Genomic DNA, 16,039 nt, shown 5'->3' on the forward strand with positions numbered 1-16,039 from the left:
AACGACCGCCAGACCGCCAACTCAGCCTCAAACTGGCCGAGCCTTGAAAATCCCGGACAGCAGTGCGCGAAGGCGGGAATCCAGCCACATCCGCCGCTGATCTGCGGAATTTCCTGGATCCCCGCCTTCGCGGGGATGACGCAAAGTTCCTTTTGTTCCAGAAGCTTACCAATGTCTGGAATTGTGTGAATGCCATAGCGCCTTCGCGGGGATGACGAAAGTCCATTCATTGGAAATTCGCTTCCAAACGCGATGCCCCCGCCCTGCCCCGGTCAGTGCTTGCGCACGCCGAGGTCCAGCAGCGCCTTGCGCAGGCCGGACGCGGCGGCGGGGCTGGGGACGGTCTGGCGGAAGAAGGCGTAATAGCTCCTGCTGAGGGCGGCGGCGGACTGGCCGCGGCTGGAACCGGGGGCGACGCGGTAGATCTCGTACAGGGCGTGGCCCAGACCGCCGTCCAGCTGATACTTCATCTTGATGTTCATGAAGCGCACCGGCCCCAGGATGCGGCGGACGCTCTCCTCCGACTGCTTGGCGTAGATGATCTCCGGCACATTGATCTGGATTTCCGCCGGACGGCCGTTCGAGGTGCGGACGAAGACGGTGGTCGAGGAATAGCCGCAGGGATCGGCGTCGGCGCCAACCTCCTTCACCTGGATCAGGCCGCGCCCCTGCGAGGCGGTGAAGGCGCGCTTCAGATCGACCAGCACCGAACGGCAATCGGCCAGGGTCGGCACGATGATGGTCATGCGCGCCAGATCCTTGATGGAATGCCAGTCGCCGTCATAGTCCATGCCGACCTTCTGGGACGCGCGCTCCTCGCTCTTGATCGGGGCGGCGGAGATGACGCCGCGGTATTTGGCGGCGATGGACTGGCCGACCTGCTCGATCTCCGCCTTCGACGCCGCGGCATCGGCGAAGACGCCCGTCTTGATGCGCGACTGCGCCGCATCCTTGATGCTGTTCAGAAATGCGGCGTGCGTGCCGGTAGCCATGGGTTCGTTCCTTCGCAGGCGACTGATTTATCCCATCATACCGCATGGCCGGTGGAGGAAAAGTGACGGTCGTCACTCGAACGATTTGGGTATGAAAGGAATATAATCTGAAATCTGATCCCTTAACGAACCCGGTGGACGACGTTGCGCGCTCACGGATGTTAACTTTTTTGCAGGAGAAAAAGGCCGTTTCCGAATTCGGCTTACCCCCATGGCCGTAATCCAGCGTGACAGCAATCCATCAATCCAGTGTCCGAATGGGTAAATATAATTGGCAAACATATGGCACCAACCGCCGGTATTTTTGAAAGAATGATGCGCGTTCGCGCATATTGCCGGGGGTTGTCTGGTCTATGTCTTCTGAGATCATCTTAATGAAATGAGTGTAGGCAAAGCCGATACTGGTGTGATGAAAAGAAGACTGTGTGATCGATCGCAAAAACTGTGACCAAGATGGGATATAGTTTGCTGATCCGAGTCCACCCCCTTGAATGGCCCTGTGATCGGCTGGGCCAAATTTGCCACAAGCTTCGAGAAAAGTTAACCGGGCTTGGAAAGGTTTCGTTAACCATTCAAGCCCCAGCATGGCTTCAACACAACGGACATAGGATTGAAGTCATGAGCACGACCACCGCGCCGAGCAAGATCGTCGTCAACGCCTACGGCCAGTCCCAGGATGGCGTCGCGCCGCATTTCAAGCTGCTGGTGGATGGTCAGGAGGTCGGTTCGGCCAATGCGGCCGCCACCTCGTCGAAGGCATACAGCTTCACCGCCGACCTTGCGGCGAATACCGCGCATACGGTCCAGGTCGTCTACGACAACGACACCGCGAACGCCGCCAATCGCGACCTCTATGTTCAGTCGATCGAGGTGAACGGCCACACGCTGAAGCCGACCGACGCCGTCTATGAGCGCCATGACGATGCCGCCCCGGCGCCGACCCAGGCCGGCCAGGAAGCCATGTGGTGGGACGGCGCGCTGACCTTCAAGACCCCCGCCAGCCATTACGCCGCCCCGGTGGCCGCCACTCCGGCGGTGCCCGCCGCCGGCACTGCGCAGAACGTCATCACCGTCAACGCCGCCGGCAATTCGGCGGGCGGCGAAGGCGCGCACTTCACCGTGCTGGTCGACGGCAAGCAGATCGGCGAGGGCACGGCCACCAGCCCGGACGCCAAGGACTTCAAGTTCACCGCCGATCTGGCGCAGGGCACCGCCCATGCGGTCGAGGTGAAGTACGACAACGACGCCGTCATCGGCGGCAGCGACCGCAACCTGTATGTCCACCGCGTCGGCGTCGACGGCAAGACCGTGGCGGCCACCGATGCCGCCATGTCGGTCCACCGCACGGCGGACGGCGCCGAGCTGGGCGCCACCAGCGACCTCTATTGGGACGCCACGCTGACCGCCAAGCTGGACGCCAGCCATTTCGCGGCCACCGGCAGCAGCACGGGCGGCTCCACTGGCGGTTCCACCGATGCGGGCAAGGGCGGCAGCACGGGTGGGTCCACCGGTGGGTCGACCGGCGGCTCCACCGGCGGCTCCACTGGCGGCTCCACTGGCGGTTCGACGGGCGACGCCTCGCTGTCGCTGAAGGTCGGCAACGTCACCGCGTCCGATCCGGGCATGGTGCAGAGCAGCGGCTCGATCAACGGCTTCCTGCACACCAACGGCAACCAGATCGTCGATGAAAGCGGCAACAACGTCCGCCTGACCGGCGTGAACTGGTTCGGCGGCGAGGGCTACAACTATGTGCCCGCCGGCCTGTGGGCCGACAGCTACCAGGGCCACATCGACAGCATGAAGGGCCTGGGCTTCAACGTCATCCGCCTGACCTGGGCCGACGACATGTTCGACAGCGAGGCCGTGACCAACGGCATCGATTACTCGAAGAACCCGGACCTGAAGGGGCTGACCCGCCTGCAGGTCTATGACAAGGTCATCGATTACGCCGGCAAGGTCGGCATGAAGGTGATCCTGGACCACCACCGCAACGACGGCGGCGCCGGCACCAACGAGCATGGGCTGTGGTATACCGCCAACAACCCCGAATCGAAGGTGATCGAGAACTGGAAGATGCTTGCCGAGCACTATGCCGGCAACAAGGCGGTGATCGGCGCCGACCTGCACAACGAGCCGAGCGTCACCGCCACCTGGGGCGACGGCAACCAGGCCACCGACTGGGCCGCGGCGGCCGAGCGCATCGGCAACTCGATCCAGACCGTGAACAAGGACTGGCTGCTGCTGGTCGAGGGCACGGAATGGAGCAGCACGCTGGCCGGCGTGAAGAACCATCCCATCGAGTTCGACGTGCCGAACAAGCTGGTCTATTCGCCGCACGCCTATGGCCAGAGCGTCGGCAACTTCAGCTGGCTGAACGACCCGGCCTATCCGAACAACCTGCCGGCGCAGTATGACGGCATGTGGGGCTTCATCTATAAGAACAACATCGCCCCGGTCCTGATCGGCGAGTTCGGCGGCCAGATGAACAGCGCGGCCGAGCAGACCTGGGCCAACGCCTTCGTCAAGTACATGAACGGCGACTGGAACCTGGACGGCAAGAGCGACCTGCCGGCCGGCCAGCAGGGCATGAACTGGACCTATTGGGCCTGGACCCCGGAATCGGGCGACGTCGGCGGCCTGCTGGAGAAGGACTACAAGACCATCGATCCGACCAAGATGAACATCATCAAGGCGGGTCTGGCGTCCAGCTCCGGCCAATCCGGTTCGGTGCCGGGCAGCGACGAGGCGGTCTTCACCGTGCAGCTGGCCAAGGCGGTCACCACCGCCACCACCATCGACTACGCGACCGAGGACGGCACCGCCAAGGCCGGCAGCGACTACACCGCCGCCCACGGCAGCCTGACCTTCCAGCCGGGCGAGACGAGCAAGACGGTCTCCGTCCACATCAACGGCGACAACGTCACCGAGGGCACGGAGAACTTCCTGCTGCACCTGACCCACGGCACCGCCAACCTCGGCACCGCCACGGGCTACATCACCGACCACGCGGCGTAAGGGGCAGGTTTTCTAACGCACTACTGGGTCCAGAACGGGGCCGGTCCGCGTCGTCACTGACGCGGGCCGGCCCTTTTTTGTTGTCGGAGCCGTGTTTCCCGCCATGCGCTCGACGCGGAGCGTTCGCATAGGGGAAAGCCGACGCCGTAGGGGCGTTGCCACGCCAACGGGATCGGCGCCCAGACACCCCCGGAAGCTTGGCAGGGGCATGCTGGGGCCGCCGCGGCTCATCAATCGGCCACGGTCTGTGCCGGAAAGGTGCGCAGGGGACGGCGGAGCGGGAAGCAATGGAATCCATACGAGAGTGGTGAAACCTTGCAAGCTCACTGTCACGATTCATAGGCCGCCTTTGTTTTCATAGAAAAGAAAACACACAAAAGAGTGATTAGCATACGTTACATAGAAATTTAGACACTCATCTTCATTGTTGCAATTCATTACTCTAGGATTCTTGTGGGAGACAATTTAAAATCTTGCACCGATATTCGACAAATTTCACCAGAGCGCGCGTAGCGTCTATTCATAACCTCCTATGAGTGTTATATCGATCTGAGTGATCCACATAAGGGGAAGAATTTCATGAAAAACAACTAAGAGTGAAAAATATCTAGAAAGACTCACAAGTTATTAAAGAGAGGATCGTATGGAAGTCGTTAGCCCCGATGTCCTGGTCATTAAGAACGACGGAACAAAAATTCACCCTAAGAATCTCCAAACTGGAGAAACTTTCCACTTCCCTGCGCTGCCAGAAACAGAGTTTGAAACGGTATCGATTGATAATGATGCTCTAATTTGCAGGCATGGCGACGAATTCAACGCCATGTACTTCAATCAATCCATCGTTAACGATATTAATATTGTCATCGAGCAGTCCCGATCCCTCGATCTTTTGGCCAGATTGGCATCCGACGCCAATGCGGAGCCCGATCGCGACATAGACCCCAATACCATCGACGAGACCGGTTTGGATGCCGACGTCGAAGGGGCGGCGTTCAGCTTCGATCCCGGGCGCATCCTGCGGGATATCAACGACAACGTGGTTGACCGTTTCAACCCGTTCTCGGGCAATGGGATTGGCAAGCGCATCGTCAGCCTTATCCCGGATCCGGTCAATCCATGCACCGGAAATGGCATTCTCACCAGTCTCGTCAGAGTGGCTCCGGCCAACTACGACATCCTCAAGACCGGACCTCAGTTGGCCGGCCTGCAGGATCTGCGGCCTGGCGACATTCTGCTGAAGCAGTTGGAGCTCGACCCCAAACATTTGGATTCTCTTGCAATCACGTTGGGCCAGTCGTTCCTCAACAATTCCGGCCATCCATACCTCGGTGCCTGCCTGCTGACTCACGCGCTGATCTACATCGGTGACGGTTTGGTGATTGAGGCGGTCAGCAAAGGGGTCGGCGTCACGCCGCTGTACGCAGAATGCAGTTTCAATGGCTGCAATTACTCGAACTTCAACTTCTACGTACTGCGCTCCAAGCATGCGGACGTGGTCCGTGAGGTGATCAACACCGCCAAGACCCTGGTCACCACGACCAGGATCCACGATGCGAACACTCGGGTGAAGGTCGCGTACAATATTGCGGAACTCGCTCTGGGAATCGGTGAGAAACTCACCCAGATCCTTTATCCCCTGCCCTCCGAAGCGATCAAACTGATCAAGCTTGGCCAGGACGCCACCAAGGACTTCACCCGCGCGCTAAATGCCGGGAATTCTCCGCAGCTGTTCTGCTCCGAACTGGTCGCCTACTGCTATCACGTCGCTGCCGACAAGACCGACCGCGAGCGCTTCTTCAAGCGCGGTCTGCAAAACCGCATTACGCCGGAGCATCTCTATGTGCTCGGCCGGAGCGACCCCGACAACTTCAACTACGTCGGCGAGCTCCACAAGGGCAAGCGCTGACGCCACCGCCCCATCGGAGACCTCCCCGGGGGCTCCGATGGGGGGCCTTGGCCGCGCGCGTCACATCCTGAACTTCGAAGCATGGAAGGAGCATGCCATGGTCATTCGCTCCCCGTCCGCGACCCGAGTGCGCCATCGCCGGTCCATCGTGCCGGAACTTTTCACGTCAGCACTCGCTGCCGCTCTGCTCGCCCTCCTGCCCATGTCCCGGCCAGTGCTGGCATTGAGCACAGCCGAATCGGCCGACACCATCGCCGCCCCGGATGCCTCGCCCCTGGAGCATGTCCAACGGAACGCAAGTTACTGGCGCTCTCCGGATCAGAGGCTCCTGTCCTATTGGATCAACGTCCGGTCGTTCTGCGGCCCCGACCCGGCCAAGGCTCAGGGATGCGAGCGGGCGGACAAGGTCGCCGCCCATCTCTCTGCCGCGGCGAAGGATTGGACCGATGCCTGTGCAGACTGTGGCGTCCGTTTCGAACGGGTGGAAGACCGGACGATGGCCGTCTTCGCAGTCCAGTACGTCGCCTATATCCGCAAGGACGGCGGGCTGGTGCCGGCGCCTTATCTTGCCCACGCCTTCTACCCGTCATCCGCCGTCGCTTCACGGATTCTGCGGATCGGACCCGCCTACTGGCAGTCGTCCTACGATCCAGCCGGCATTCTGCGCCACGAACTCGGCCATATCCTGGGCTACGTCCACGAGCATCGGCGTCCTGGAGCCAACCAGGGAGCCTGCTTCGAGCAACCGGAGAGCCTGCCGCCCGCCGTCCGCCGCGTCGCGCTCACCGAATATGATCCGCGGTCGATCATGAGGCCGGCGTCCTGGTGCGACAGTCCCGGTGACCGCCACTCGCTCGCCATTTCGGAACGGGACATTGCCGGCCACCGGGCATTGTACGGCCCTCCGCCGTAAGAGGGGATTGCTCGGTCGCGGCATTGTTTGCCGTCACACCAAGCCCCCGATGCCCGGCCACTCCACCGCCGGATGCCCGGCCAGACGGTCGAGCAGGCGGTCCAGCAGGTCCCAGATTGCCGCATCGTGGACGCGGTGGTGGGTCAGCAGGCCGATGGGCTCGGCGGGGTTGCCCCTGCCCTCTTGGCGGCCCTCGCGGCGGTCGCGGAGTTCACGGCAGAGGAGGTCCAGCAACCCATCCAACGGTACGGCGGAGCGGGTGCCGTGCCAGTCGATCAGGTCGAGGTGGGTGTTGATCCAGGCCAAGCCGTCTCCGCCATTGGTCCGGCTTGCGGGCGCCGGGCCGAAGGCGGAGACGGCGCGGTAGCCGACGGCGGACAGGCGGGACGGCATGTCGGCGGCCATGCGGTTCCAGGGCGGGACGAACAGCGGGAGCAGGCGGTCGCCGAACAGGGCTCGCAGGGTGGACAGGCCGCGTTCGGCCTCGGCTTGGCGGATTTCGGCGGGGCGTTCCGGGCCGAATTCGCACTTCTTGGCGCCGGGGGCGGCGTGGTCGGTGTGGGACCAGCCATGGACCAGCGGGGTGACGTTCGGGTGGCCGGCGAGGGCGTCGGCGAGCGAGGGCTCGGCGTCGGCCGGGATGACGGCGAGGCCGAGCGGGATGCCGGCCCGGGCGCAGCGGTGCAGAAGGCGGTCGAGCTGCGGGCTGGCGGCGATCGCGTCGTCGTCGCGCAGCCAGAGGGAACAGCGGCGGCCGAGATCGGTCCAGCGCGCCAGTTCATCGTCCACCGCGGTCCAGTTCGTCATGGCGTCTTCTCCGCCAGCATGGTTTCGACGATCTCCACGCTGCGCGCCGCACCGGCCAGCGAAGCGGGGCTGAGCGGCGGGATGCGGGCGCCCAGCACGGAATGCAACGCCTGGGCGAGGCTGTCGGGCGTGAGGTCGGCCTCGCGCAGGGTGGCGATGCCGGGCTGGCGGGCCAGGATGGCGGCGCGGATGGTCTGTTCGACCTCCCTGCCGTCCTCGAAGGGGCAGAAGACGCTGGGGACGCCCGCCGTCAGGCAGTCCAGCGCGGTGTTGTAGCCGCAGCGGCCGACGGCGGCGGAGGCCCGGCCCAGCAGGGCGCGGAAGTCGGGGCGCACCGGCTCCACCAGCAGGCGGTCGGCCGGGGCCATGGCGCGCAGCCGGTCGGCCAGCGCCGCGTCGCCCTTCGCCACCAGCAGGCGCCAGCGCTGCGGCAGGGCGCCGGATGCCGCACAGCGGGCTGCGGCCTCGAAGACCGGGCGGCCGACCGGGCCGCCGCCGGCGGTGACCAGGATCTCAGCATTGCCGTCGGTGCCGTCATCGGGGACGGGCGGCGGCGGGACGACGAAGCCGGTGTAGCGCAGCAGCGGGCGCATCGCCGGGGTCAGCGGCCAGCTGTCCTCCAGCGGGATCAGGGCGGGGTCGGAATGGACCAGCACGCCGTCGTAGAAGCGCAGCAGGCGGTCTTCGGTCTCGGCGACGCGCTTCGGTTTGGAGGGCGGGGCCAGGATGTCGCGGACCGATGCCAGGGTCAGCGGCGGGCGCGGCAAAGCGCGGGCGCGCTCCAGCAGGGCGTCGAATTCGGCGGCCAGGGCGCGGCGGCCGAAGGGGAAAAGCTCGGTGATGAGGACATCGGGGCGGAGGCTGTCGAGCAGGCCGGTCAGCATCGCCTGCCGCGCGGCGAAGAGGGCGGCATCGGCGGGGCGGCCGTCGGCGGCCAGCAGGGTGGCGAAGTCGGCGCCGTCGCTCGCCAGCGGCGGCAGCTGGTGCAGGGTGGCGCCGTCGCTTCCCAGATGGGGGGCGGGACGGCCGCCGCTGACCACGTCGACGCTCCAGCCGCGGGCGGCGAAGGCCTCGGCCAGGGCGAGGGCGCGGCTGAGATGGCCGGTGCCGAGCAGGTGGGTGACGGCGATCACGAGCTTCATGACAGGCGCTGCCCCTCCCTTGGGCCGGCGGGGTGGAGCGTGCCGTCGTCGGCGAGCACCATGGCGTAGAGGCGGTCGCGCTTGACCGGAACCGGCGGCGGGCCGCGGAAGTCCCAGCCCCAGGCGAGCGCCAGGGCGACGCGGATGACGCCGATGTGGGTGACGACGAGGTGACTCTCCTTCTCCCCCCTGGGGAGAAGGTTGGGATGAGGGGGGTCGGCGCAGCCGAAGAGATCCTCGCCGTGCGTCCCCCTCACCCTAACCCTCTCCCCGGGGGGGAGAGGGGATTGCCGCTCTTTCAGCCACCCGATCAACCGGTCCCGCACATCCGCGGGGCTTTCGCCGCCGGGGGGGCGGAAGTCCCAGCCCCAGTGTTCGAGGTCGCGGTAGCCGCTGGCGGGGTCGGCGCGGAGGTCGTGGCCGCGCCGGCCCTCCCAGGCGCCCCAGTCCATCTCGATCAGGCGGGGGTCGGTGTGGATGGGGCGGTCGTTGCCAAGGATGCGGGCTGTCTCGACGGCGCGCGACAGGGGGCTGGCGTGCAGGGTGGCGTCGCGCCAGTCCTCGGGCAGGGTCAGGCGGGCGAGACGGTCGCGGCCCTCCTGGTCGAGCGGGATGTCGGTGCGGCCCTGGATGCGGCCCTCGCGGTTCCAGGCGGTGATGCCGTGGCGCAGGAAAGCGATGCGGATCATGACAGCAGGCCAGTCAGGAGGCCGCGCAGGCGCTGGGCCGCCGCCGGCAGGGCGTGGTGGGCCTCGACATGGGCGCGGGCGCGCTGGCCGAGCCCGCGCAGGGCCGGCGGGTCGGCCAGCAGGGCGGATAGCGCGGCGGCGAAGTCCTGTGCGGTCGGGCCGGTCAGCCGGCCGCCGACACCGTCGCGGATGACGGTTCCGGTGCCGGCATTGTCGATGGCGAGCACGGGAACGCCGTGGGCCTGCGCCTCCAGATAGACCATGCCGAAGGCCTCGTTCAGGCCGGGCCAGGCCAGCAGGTCGGCGGCGCGGTAATGGACGGCGAGATCGGCGGGGGCGCAGGCACCGAGGAGACGCACGCGCGGGCCGAAGGGCGCGAAGAGGGCCGAGACCTCCGCCGCCGCCGGGCCGTCGCCGACGATGTCGAGCGTCCAGGGCCGGGCAGCGAGACCGGACAGGGAGCCGGCGAGCAGGCGGTAGGAGGCCAGCTTGTCGCCCGGCCGCATCATGGCGACGGTCAGAAGACGCGGTGGGGAGTTCGGTTCGGTGCGTTCGACGGCAGGGGGGAGGTCGAGGAAGGGCGGCAGCATCGCCACCTGCTGGCCGGGCGGGCCGTAGGCCTCCACCGCCTGACGGTCGCGGGCGCTGACGCAGAGGACGAGGGCGGCCTGCTCGATGGCGGACTCGGCGGCGGCGGCGAAGGCGGACCAGGGGCCGCTCAGGCGCTTGCGGGCGCGGGTCGCCTCCACCACGACATAGGGGATGCGGAGGGCGCGGGCGACGGCCGGGCCGATCAGGTCGGGCGCCTTGTAATAGACATGGTAGCTGAGCCACAGCGCCGGGCGCCGCGCCGGCTCGGCGGCGTAGAGGGACAGCAGGCGGTCGCATTCGGCGGCGGCGGCGGCGGACAGGCGAGCCTGAGCGGCGGGGTCGCCGGCACCGTCATAGACGCGCAGGGCGCTCGCCACCTCCACCGGGCCGTTGGTTTCCAGCGCGCGCAGGATCAGCCGCGCCATCTGGCGGTCGCCGGAGGGGATCGGGTGGTCGACCGGTTTCAGGGGGGCGTAGAATGCGACGCGGGGTGCGCTCACGCCGCGGCCTCCTCCAGGCGGCGGACGAGGCGGTCGATGCCGGCGGTCATGCCGAACTCGGCGCGCAGGCGGTCATGGGCGGCCTCGCCCAGCCGCAGGCGGAGCGCCGGGTCGGTGGCGAGCCGTTCCAGCGCGGCGGCAATGGCGGGCGGGGTGCCGTCGGTCAGCAGGCCGTGGGTGCCGTCGGCGATGAATTCCGGGATGGCGGAGACGGCGGTGGAGAGGATGGCGAGGCGCTGGCTCGCCGCCTCCATCAGCACGTTGGGCAGGCCGTCGCGGTCGCCGTCGCCGGCCACGACGCTGGTCAGAACGAACAGGTCGGCATGGCGCAGCGCCTGGATCACCGCCGCCTGATCCTGGGCGCCGCGCCAGTCGATGCGGTCGGACAGGCCGAGCCGCTCGGCCTGCGCGCGCAGGGCCTGCTTGCACTCGCCGGAGCCGATATGGACCAGCCGCCAGTGCAGCCCGTCCGGCAGCGTCGCCAGCGCGTCGAGCAGCCGGTCATAGCCCTTCTTCTCCACCAGCCGGCCGACCGACAGGATCTCCACCGCAAGGGTAGGGGTGGAGCCGTCGCGGCTGGGGGCGGTCGCCTCCCGGTCCGGCGGGGCGGGAAAACGGGAGAGGTCGAGGCCGTGATAGACGAGGTCGATGCGGCCGGGATCGGCGGCAAGGCCGCGCAGATGGGCGGCGCCGACGGCGGTGCAGGTTGCGCCGAAGCGGGCGTCGGCCAGCTTCTCGCGCTTCTCCCACTCCGGCGTGGTCCAGATGTCCTTGGCATGGGCGGAGAAACCCCAGCCGATGCCGCGGATCGACGCGGCATAGCGCCCGACCGAGGCCGGGGTGTGCAGGAAATGGGCGTAGAGGAAGGGCACGTCGGCCGGCAGCTCCGCCGCGAGAACCAGGGCCTGTCCGAAGCGGCGCCCCCGGTTGGCGGTGCGGTCGCGGTTGAGGTCGCGCAGCCATGTCGCCGCGGTGCGGACCAGACCGGCCGGGTGGCGGAGGATCAGGCGGCCCAGCGCGCTGAGGACGCGGCCCGGCTCGTCGCGCAGATATTCCGGCAGGTAATGGACGGGTGCGGTGATGCGGTCGTGCAGGGCGTGGCGGCGGCTGTCGGTGGGATGGCGCAGCGACCAGATCGCCAGTTCGACGCCGCGCTGCTGCAGGGCCAGAAGCTCCTGCGCGATGAAGGTCTCCGACAGGCGGGGATAGCCCTTCACCACCACGGCAATTTTCAAAGCTTTACGAGTCACCATGCACACCGGACGGCATCATGCCGTCCGTTCCCTGGGTGGTTAGGGTAACCGCATATGGAATCAGGATTCCCATGAAAGGACGTTCGTCATCCCCGCGAAGGCGGGGATCCAGGAAACTTTCGTGCGAAGTAACCGAAACGGTTGGATTCCCGCCTTCGCGGGAATGACGTGGTTCCTTGTGTGGGATCATAACCGCCAAATGCGATCACCTTGCCTGGATGGTCATGCGCGCTTGCCCGCCATCGCGCGGGACATCCGTTCCGCCGCCCGGCGGATCGGGGTGACGGGGGTGGCGCGGGCGACCACCGAATCCGCCTCCAGCACCTCGCGGGTCAGCCCGACGATGCGGTCCAGACCGCCGAGCAGGCCGGGCAGCGGGCTGGCCGAGGGCGGCGGCTGGTTCGACAGGGCGCGGATGGCGGCGGCCATCGCCAGCGGGTCGGTGCCGTCGCGGTCGCTGTCCAGCGTGCGCAGCAGGCCCAGAGCCTCCGCCGCCTCGGCACGGATGCGCTGTTCCAGCCGCGGGCGGGTGCGCGGGGCCAGGACCGACGGCTTGTCGAAGGACAGGATCTCGCAGAAGGTGTTGTAGCCGCCCATCGCCACCACGCCGATGGCCCCGGCATAGAGATCCTCCATGCGGGAATGGAAGTTGATGGTCTCCACCCTGCCCTTCAGCCGGCGGATGCGGGCGGCGAACTCCTGGCGGCGGGCATCCTCCAGGAAGGGGCCGTAGACGATCAGGGCGCGGGGGGTGAGGTCCGGATCGGCTTCGTAGGCGGCGATGGTCCAGTCGACCAGGGCCGCGCCGTCGCCGCCGCCGCCGGGCGTCACCAGCACATAGGGCGCCGCCATGGGAGCGTCGGCGGCCTGGACGGCGCCGCCGCCCTCCGTCGGTTCGCGCTTCAGATAGCCGGTGTAGCGCACCCGCGCGGCGATCTCCGCCGGCAGGTCGAGGCCGTCCAGCGGGCGGTAGACCTCCGGCAGGCCGTAGATCCAGAGCTGGTCGTAATAGCGCTCGATGGCGGCGACCGCCTCCTTGCGCTCCCATTCCGGCTGCAGGGCTTCCGGCGCATCCAGCACGTCGCGCAGGCCCAGCACCACGCGGGTGTTGCCGGTCGCCCGCATCTCCTCCAGGGCCGGCAGGAATTCGCCGTGCAGGCCGGTCGGCTCCTTGTCGACGATGGCCAGCGTCGGGCGGAAGGCGCGGGCGGTGGCGCGGATGATCTCCGCCCGGATTGCGGCGGTCTCCTCGATCGGCAGGCCGAGGTTGCGGGCGGTGTAGCCGCCGTCCGGCAGCTTCACCACGCCGGGCAGGCGCACATGGTCGACCCGCTCCGGAAAATCGAAGCGGCCGGCGACCGGCGAGCCGGTGAGGATCAGCGCCGAGGCATCGGGAAAGGCCGATACCAGCGCCTGGGCAATCGTCCGCGACCGCCGCAGATGGCCCAGCCCGAAGGTGTCGTGGCTGTAGAGCAGGATGCGCGGCGGGGTGCGGTCGGGATGGATGGAGCGAAGGGGGGCCAGGGGCTGGTGCATGCTCGGACACTCCGCTTCAGCACTGCGTCGGAACCGAAAAGCCGTTGCAGAACAGTTCACTGTACTCGTCTGAGGACCGGCTCGGTCCCGGTGGTTGCGCGTCTGGTCCAGATGCCGGCAGCAGCGCTCCAGCCTGGATAGAACCCCTCACATGGATCGCGCCGCGCATCAACCCGCCTTCCGGCCAGGAGACGGCAACCCAGCTATGCACTGTGATATATGAGTTATAGCCAAGCTCGCGCTTTGAGGAGGCCGCCGCTTTGGGCAAGGCAATCGCATATGGGACACATATTCCTTGGCAGGGACTTCCGTCATCCCCGCGAAGGCGGGGATCCAGAGTTCGCAAGGCGACTCTGATGGAAAAGCCTGGATCCCCGCCTTCGCGGGGATGACCGGCTTCCTTGGGAGGAACACGATCTTCATATGCGATTGCCCGCCGTTTCGAGGGGTCAGTCGCCATGATAAGGATCCAGGGCGTCGCGCAGGCCGTCGCCGAAGAAGTTGAAGGACAAGACTACCAGGATCACCGGCAGCATCGGCAATGACACCCAAGGATAGGTTTCCACCGCCATCAGGTTCTGGGCGTCGTTCAGCATCACCCCCCAGCTGGTCGCCGGCGGGCGCAGGCCGAGCCCCAGGAAGGACAGCGCCGTCTCGCCCAGGATCATCGCCGGGATCGACAGGGTGGCGCTGGCCAGCAGGTGGCTGGCGAAGTTGGGCAGCAGGTGGCGGCGGATGATGCGGGCCGGGCTGGCGCCCATCAGCTCCGCCGCCATGACGAAATCCTCCTCGCGGAGCGCCAGGAAGCGGGAGCGCACGGCGCGGGCCAGCGACGGCCAGTCGAGCAGGCCGAGGATGACGGAGATGCAGAGGAACACCGTCACCGGCGACCATTGCGCCGGCACCGCGGCGGACAGCGCCAGCCACAGCGGCAGCTCCGGCAGGGATTTCAGGATTTCCGACAGGCGCTGCACCCCGGCGTCGATCCAGCCGCCGAAATAGCCCGCCATGCCGCCCAGCGTGATGCCGATGGCGAAGGATACGGCGATGCCCAGCAAACCGACGGTCAGCGACAGCTGCGCCCCGATGGCGAGGCGGGAGAGCATGTCGCGGCCCAGCCGGTCGGTGCCGAGCAGATGCAGCGAGGCATCCGGCGGCGGGCAGACCAGCCGCGTCCGCAGTTCCGCCAGACCCAGGAAGCGGTAGGGCGCGCCGGGGCAGAAGAACCGGAGCGGCATCGGCCGGCTGGTGTCGGTCTCGTAACGCCAGCGATAGTCCTTCAGGTCGGGACGGCCGACGGTCGGGTAGACGAAGGGGCCGATGAAGGTGCCCTCGTGGAACAGGTGGACGCCCTGCGGCGGGGCGTAGAGATGCTCCACGTCGCGTTCGTTGGCGCCGTAGGGCACCAGGAAATCGACGAAAGGCAGGCTGAGATAGGACAATCCCAGGAACAGCGCCCCCAGCACCGCCAGCCGGTGGCGCAGGAAGCGGCGCAGCATCAGCCGCCCGGCCGAGGCGCCCGGATCGAAGCGGGTGGCCGGGGCGTCGGGCGTCTCCGGATCGGGATAGGGCCGGCTGTCGACGTAGTGCGCCCAGCCGCCTTTCACGACCGGGTCCTTCATGCCCGGGTTTTCCGCGCCCGGACCCTTCATGGCCTCGTCTTTCACGATTGGGCCTTCCTCGCCTTGCCCAGGCGGATGCGGGGATCGAGCAGGGCGAGCGCGATGTCGGAGACCAGCATGCCGACCAGCACCAGCAGCGAGATGAACATCAGGATGAAGCCGGACAGGAAGATGTCCTGCGCCCGCAGCGCCTCCAGCAGGGCCGGGCCGATGGTCGGCAGGCTGAGCACGACGGAGATCAGCACCGATCCCGACACCAGCGACGGCAGCAGCGAACCGATGTCGGAGACGAAGGGGTTCAGCGCCATGCGCAGCGGATAGCGGGTCAGCCGGCGCAGCGGCGGCACGCCCTTGGCCTTGGCGGTGACGACATAGGGCTTGCCCAGCTCGTCCAGCAGGTTGGCGCGCAGGCGGCGCACCATGGCGGCGGTGCCGGACAGGCCGATGACGATGGTCGGCACGATCAGGTGTTCCAGCACCGAGCCGATCTTGGCCCAGCTGAGCGCCTGATCCTCGTAGCGGGCGTCGACCAGCCCGCCGATGGGAAGCCCCAGCCATTTCTGGCCGTAATAGAGCAGGATCAGCGCCAGCAGGAAATTCGGCGTCGCCAGACCGATGTAACCGACGGCAGCGGCGAGGTAATCGACCCAGCTGTTGGCGCGGATCGCCGCCAGCGCACCCAGCGGGAAGGACACCAGATAGACGAACAGCACGGCGGCGAGGTTGAGGATGACGGTGAACCACAGGGTCTCCCCCACCACCTCCGCCACCGGCTTGTTGAACTCGAAGGACCAGCCGAGATCGCCCTGCAGCAGGCCGTGGAAGCCGTTCGGCCCCGGCCAGACGCCGATCCAGACCAGATATTGCTCCGCCAACGGGCGGTCGAGCGCGTATTCGTGGCGCAGGAACTCCGCCTTCGCCAGACCGGCCTCCTGGCCGGTGGCGCGCAGTTCGGCGATCTGGTTGGACAGATAGTCGCCGGGGGGCAGGTTGATGACGATGAAGATCAGCATCGACACCACGACCAGCGTCGGCACCATCACCAGCAGCCGGTGCAGGATGAAGCGCAGCAT

At 67.0% G+C, this 16,039-nt stretch carries 13 protein-coding genes; 3 read left to right on the top strand and 10 right to left on the bottom strand.

Features of this window, described 5'->3' with window-relative positions; genetic code table 11:
- Together FZ029_RS33330 and FZ029_RS21195 are read right to left on the bottom strand one after the other, a co-directional pair.
- The coding region (locus FZ029_RS33330; protein ID WP_211104187.1) for a hypothetical protein at positions 1 to 230 on the bottom strand (230 nt) is incomplete at its 3' end.
- A 42-nt stretch (positions 231 to 272) separates the two neighbouring features.
- Positions 273 to 992 (bottom strand): hypothetical protein, encoded by a 720-nt coding sequence (locus FZ029_RS21195; RefSeq protein WP_149198862.1) that lies wholly within the window; start codon positions 990 to 992, stop codon positions 273 to 275.
- A 618-nt stretch (positions 993 to 1,610) separates the two neighbouring features.
- On the opposite strand from FZ029_RS21195, the gene FZ029_RS21200 reads away from it, so the two are divergent.
- The 3 genes from FZ029_RS21200 (at position 1,611) to FZ029_RS21210 (ending at position 6,826) form a co-directional block, all read left to right on the top strand.
- Entirely contained in the window at positions 1,611 to 4,007 is a 2,397-nt protein-coding gene (locus tag FZ029_RS21200; RefSeq protein WP_149271759.1) for a carbohydrate-binding domain-containing protein, read from the top strand.
- 643 nt (positions 4,008 to 4,650) lie between these two features.
- Positions 4,651 to 5,913 carry a hypothetical protein gene (locus FZ029_RS21205; protein WP_149271761.1) on the top strand — a complete coding sequence of 421 codons (1,263 nt, stop codon included), beginning with the start codon at positions 4,651 to 4,653 and terminating at the stop codon, positions 5,911 to 5,913.
- Between the two features lie 223 nt (positions 5,914 to 6,136).
- Complete coding sequence (locus tag FZ029_RS21210; protein WP_149271763.1) at positions 6,137 to 6,826, top strand: hypothetical protein; 690 nt, start codon at positions 6,137 to 6,139, stop codon at positions 6,824 to 6,826.
- Between the two features lie 33 nt (positions 6,827 to 6,859).
- Here the strand turns inward: FZ029_RS21210 and FZ029_RS21215 are convergent, their stop codons facing one another.
- The 8 genes from FZ029_RS21215 to FZ029_RS21260 all read right to left on the bottom strand — a co-directional run bounded on the left by FZ029_RS21215 (position 6,860) and on the right by FZ029_RS21260 (position 16,039).
- Positions 6,860 to 7,633, bottom strand: coding sequence for a polysaccharide deacetylase family protein (locus FZ029_RS21215; RefSeq protein WP_149271765.1), 774 nt, complete (start codon positions 7,631 to 7,633; stop codon positions 6,860 to 6,862).
- A complete protein-coding gene (locus FZ029_RS21220; protein WP_149271767.1) occupies positions 7,630 to 8,775 on the bottom strand; it encodes a glycosyltransferase in 1,146 nt (381 codons plus the stop codon). The genes FZ029_RS21215 and FZ029_RS21220 overlap by 4 nt, the downstream gene beginning before the upstream one ends.
- Positions 8,772 to 9,464, bottom strand: a complete 693-nt coding sequence (locus FZ029_RS21225) for a histidine phosphatase family protein (RefSeq protein ID WP_149271769.1) — start codon at positions 9,462 to 9,464, stop codon at positions 8,772 to 8,774. Before FZ029_RS21225 ends, FZ029_RS21220 begins: the two co-directional genes overlap by 4 nt.
- Complete coding sequence (locus tag FZ029_RS21230) at positions 9,461 to 10,555, bottom strand: glycosyltransferase family 4 protein (protein ID WP_149271771.1); 1,095 nt, start codon at positions 10,553 to 10,555, stop codon at positions 9,461 to 9,463. The genes FZ029_RS21225 and FZ029_RS21230 overlap by 4 nt, the downstream gene beginning before the upstream one ends.
- Positions 10,552 to 11,808 carry a glycosyltransferase family 4 protein gene (locus FZ029_RS21235; protein WP_149271773.1) on the bottom strand — a complete coding sequence of 419 codons (1,257 nt, stop codon included), beginning with the start codon at positions 11,806 to 11,808 and terminating at the stop codon, positions 10,552 to 10,554. The genes FZ029_RS21230 and FZ029_RS21235 overlap by 4 nt, the downstream gene beginning before the upstream one ends.
- A gap of 222 nt (positions 11,809 to 12,030) precedes the next feature.
- Positions 12,031 to 13,344: a hypothetical protein gene (locus FZ029_RS21245; protein ID WP_149271777.1), complete on the bottom strand. Its 1,314-nt coding sequence runs from the start codon at positions 13,342 to 13,344 to the stop codon at positions 12,031 to 12,033.
- A 449-nt stretch (positions 13,345 to 13,793) separates the two neighbouring features.
- On the bottom strand, positions 13,794 to 14,966 hold the full coding sequence (locus FZ029_RS21255) for an ABC transporter permease (protein ID WP_247892421.1): 1,173 nt from the start codon (positions 14,964 to 14,966) through the stop codon (positions 13,794 to 13,796).
- 41 nt (positions 14,967 to 15,007) lie between these two features.
- Complete coding sequence (locus FZ029_RS21260; protein ID WP_149198872.1) at positions 15,008 to 16,039, bottom strand: ABC transporter permease; 1,032 nt, start codon at positions 16,037 to 16,039, stop codon at positions 15,008 to 15,010.

The organism is Azospirillum sp. Sh1, from assembly GCF_008365135.1.
Lineage (GTDB): Bacteria > Pseudomonadota > Alphaproteobacteria > Azospirillales > Azospirillaceae > Azospirillum > Azospirillum oryzae.

Coding starts and splice junctions, on each gene's coding strand:
- FZ029_RS21195 (WP_149198862.1), bottom strand. CDS start 992: ATGGCTACCGGCACGCACGCCGCATTTCTGAACAGCATCAAGGATGCG.
- FZ029_RS21200 (WP_149271759.1), top strand. CDS start 1,611: ATGAGCACGACCACCGCGCCGAGCAAGATCGTCGTCAACGCCTACGGC.
- FZ029_RS21205 (WP_149271761.1), top strand. CDS start 4,651: ATGGAAGTCGTTAGCCCCGATGTCCTGGTCATTAAGAACGACGGAACA.
- FZ029_RS21215 (WP_149271765.1), bottom strand. CDS start 7,633: ATGACGAACTGGACCGCGGTGGACGATGAACTGGCGCGCTGGACCGAT.
- FZ029_RS21220 (WP_149271767.1), bottom strand. CDS start 8,775: ATGAAGCTCGTGATCGCCGTCACCCACCTGCTCGGCACCGGCCATCTC.
- FZ029_RS21225 (WP_149271769.1), bottom strand. CDS start 9,464: ATGATCCGCATCGCTTTCCTGCGCCACGGCATCACCGCCTGGAACCGC.
- FZ029_RS21235 (WP_149271773.1), bottom strand. CDS start 11,808: ATGGTGACTCGTAAAGCTTTGAAAATTGCCGTGGTGGTGAAGGGCTAT.
- FZ029_RS21245 (WP_149271777.1), bottom strand. CDS start 13,344: ATGCACCAGCCCCTGGCCCCCCTTCGCTCCATCCATCCCGACCGCACC.
- FZ029_RS21255 (WP_247892421.1), bottom strand. CDS start 14,966: ATGAAGGACCCGGTCGTGAAAGGCGGCTGGGCGCACTACGTCGACAGC.
- FZ029_RS21260 (WP_149198872.1), bottom strand. CDS start 16,039: ATGCTGCGCTTCATCCTGCACCGGCTGCTGGTGATGGTGCCGACGCTG.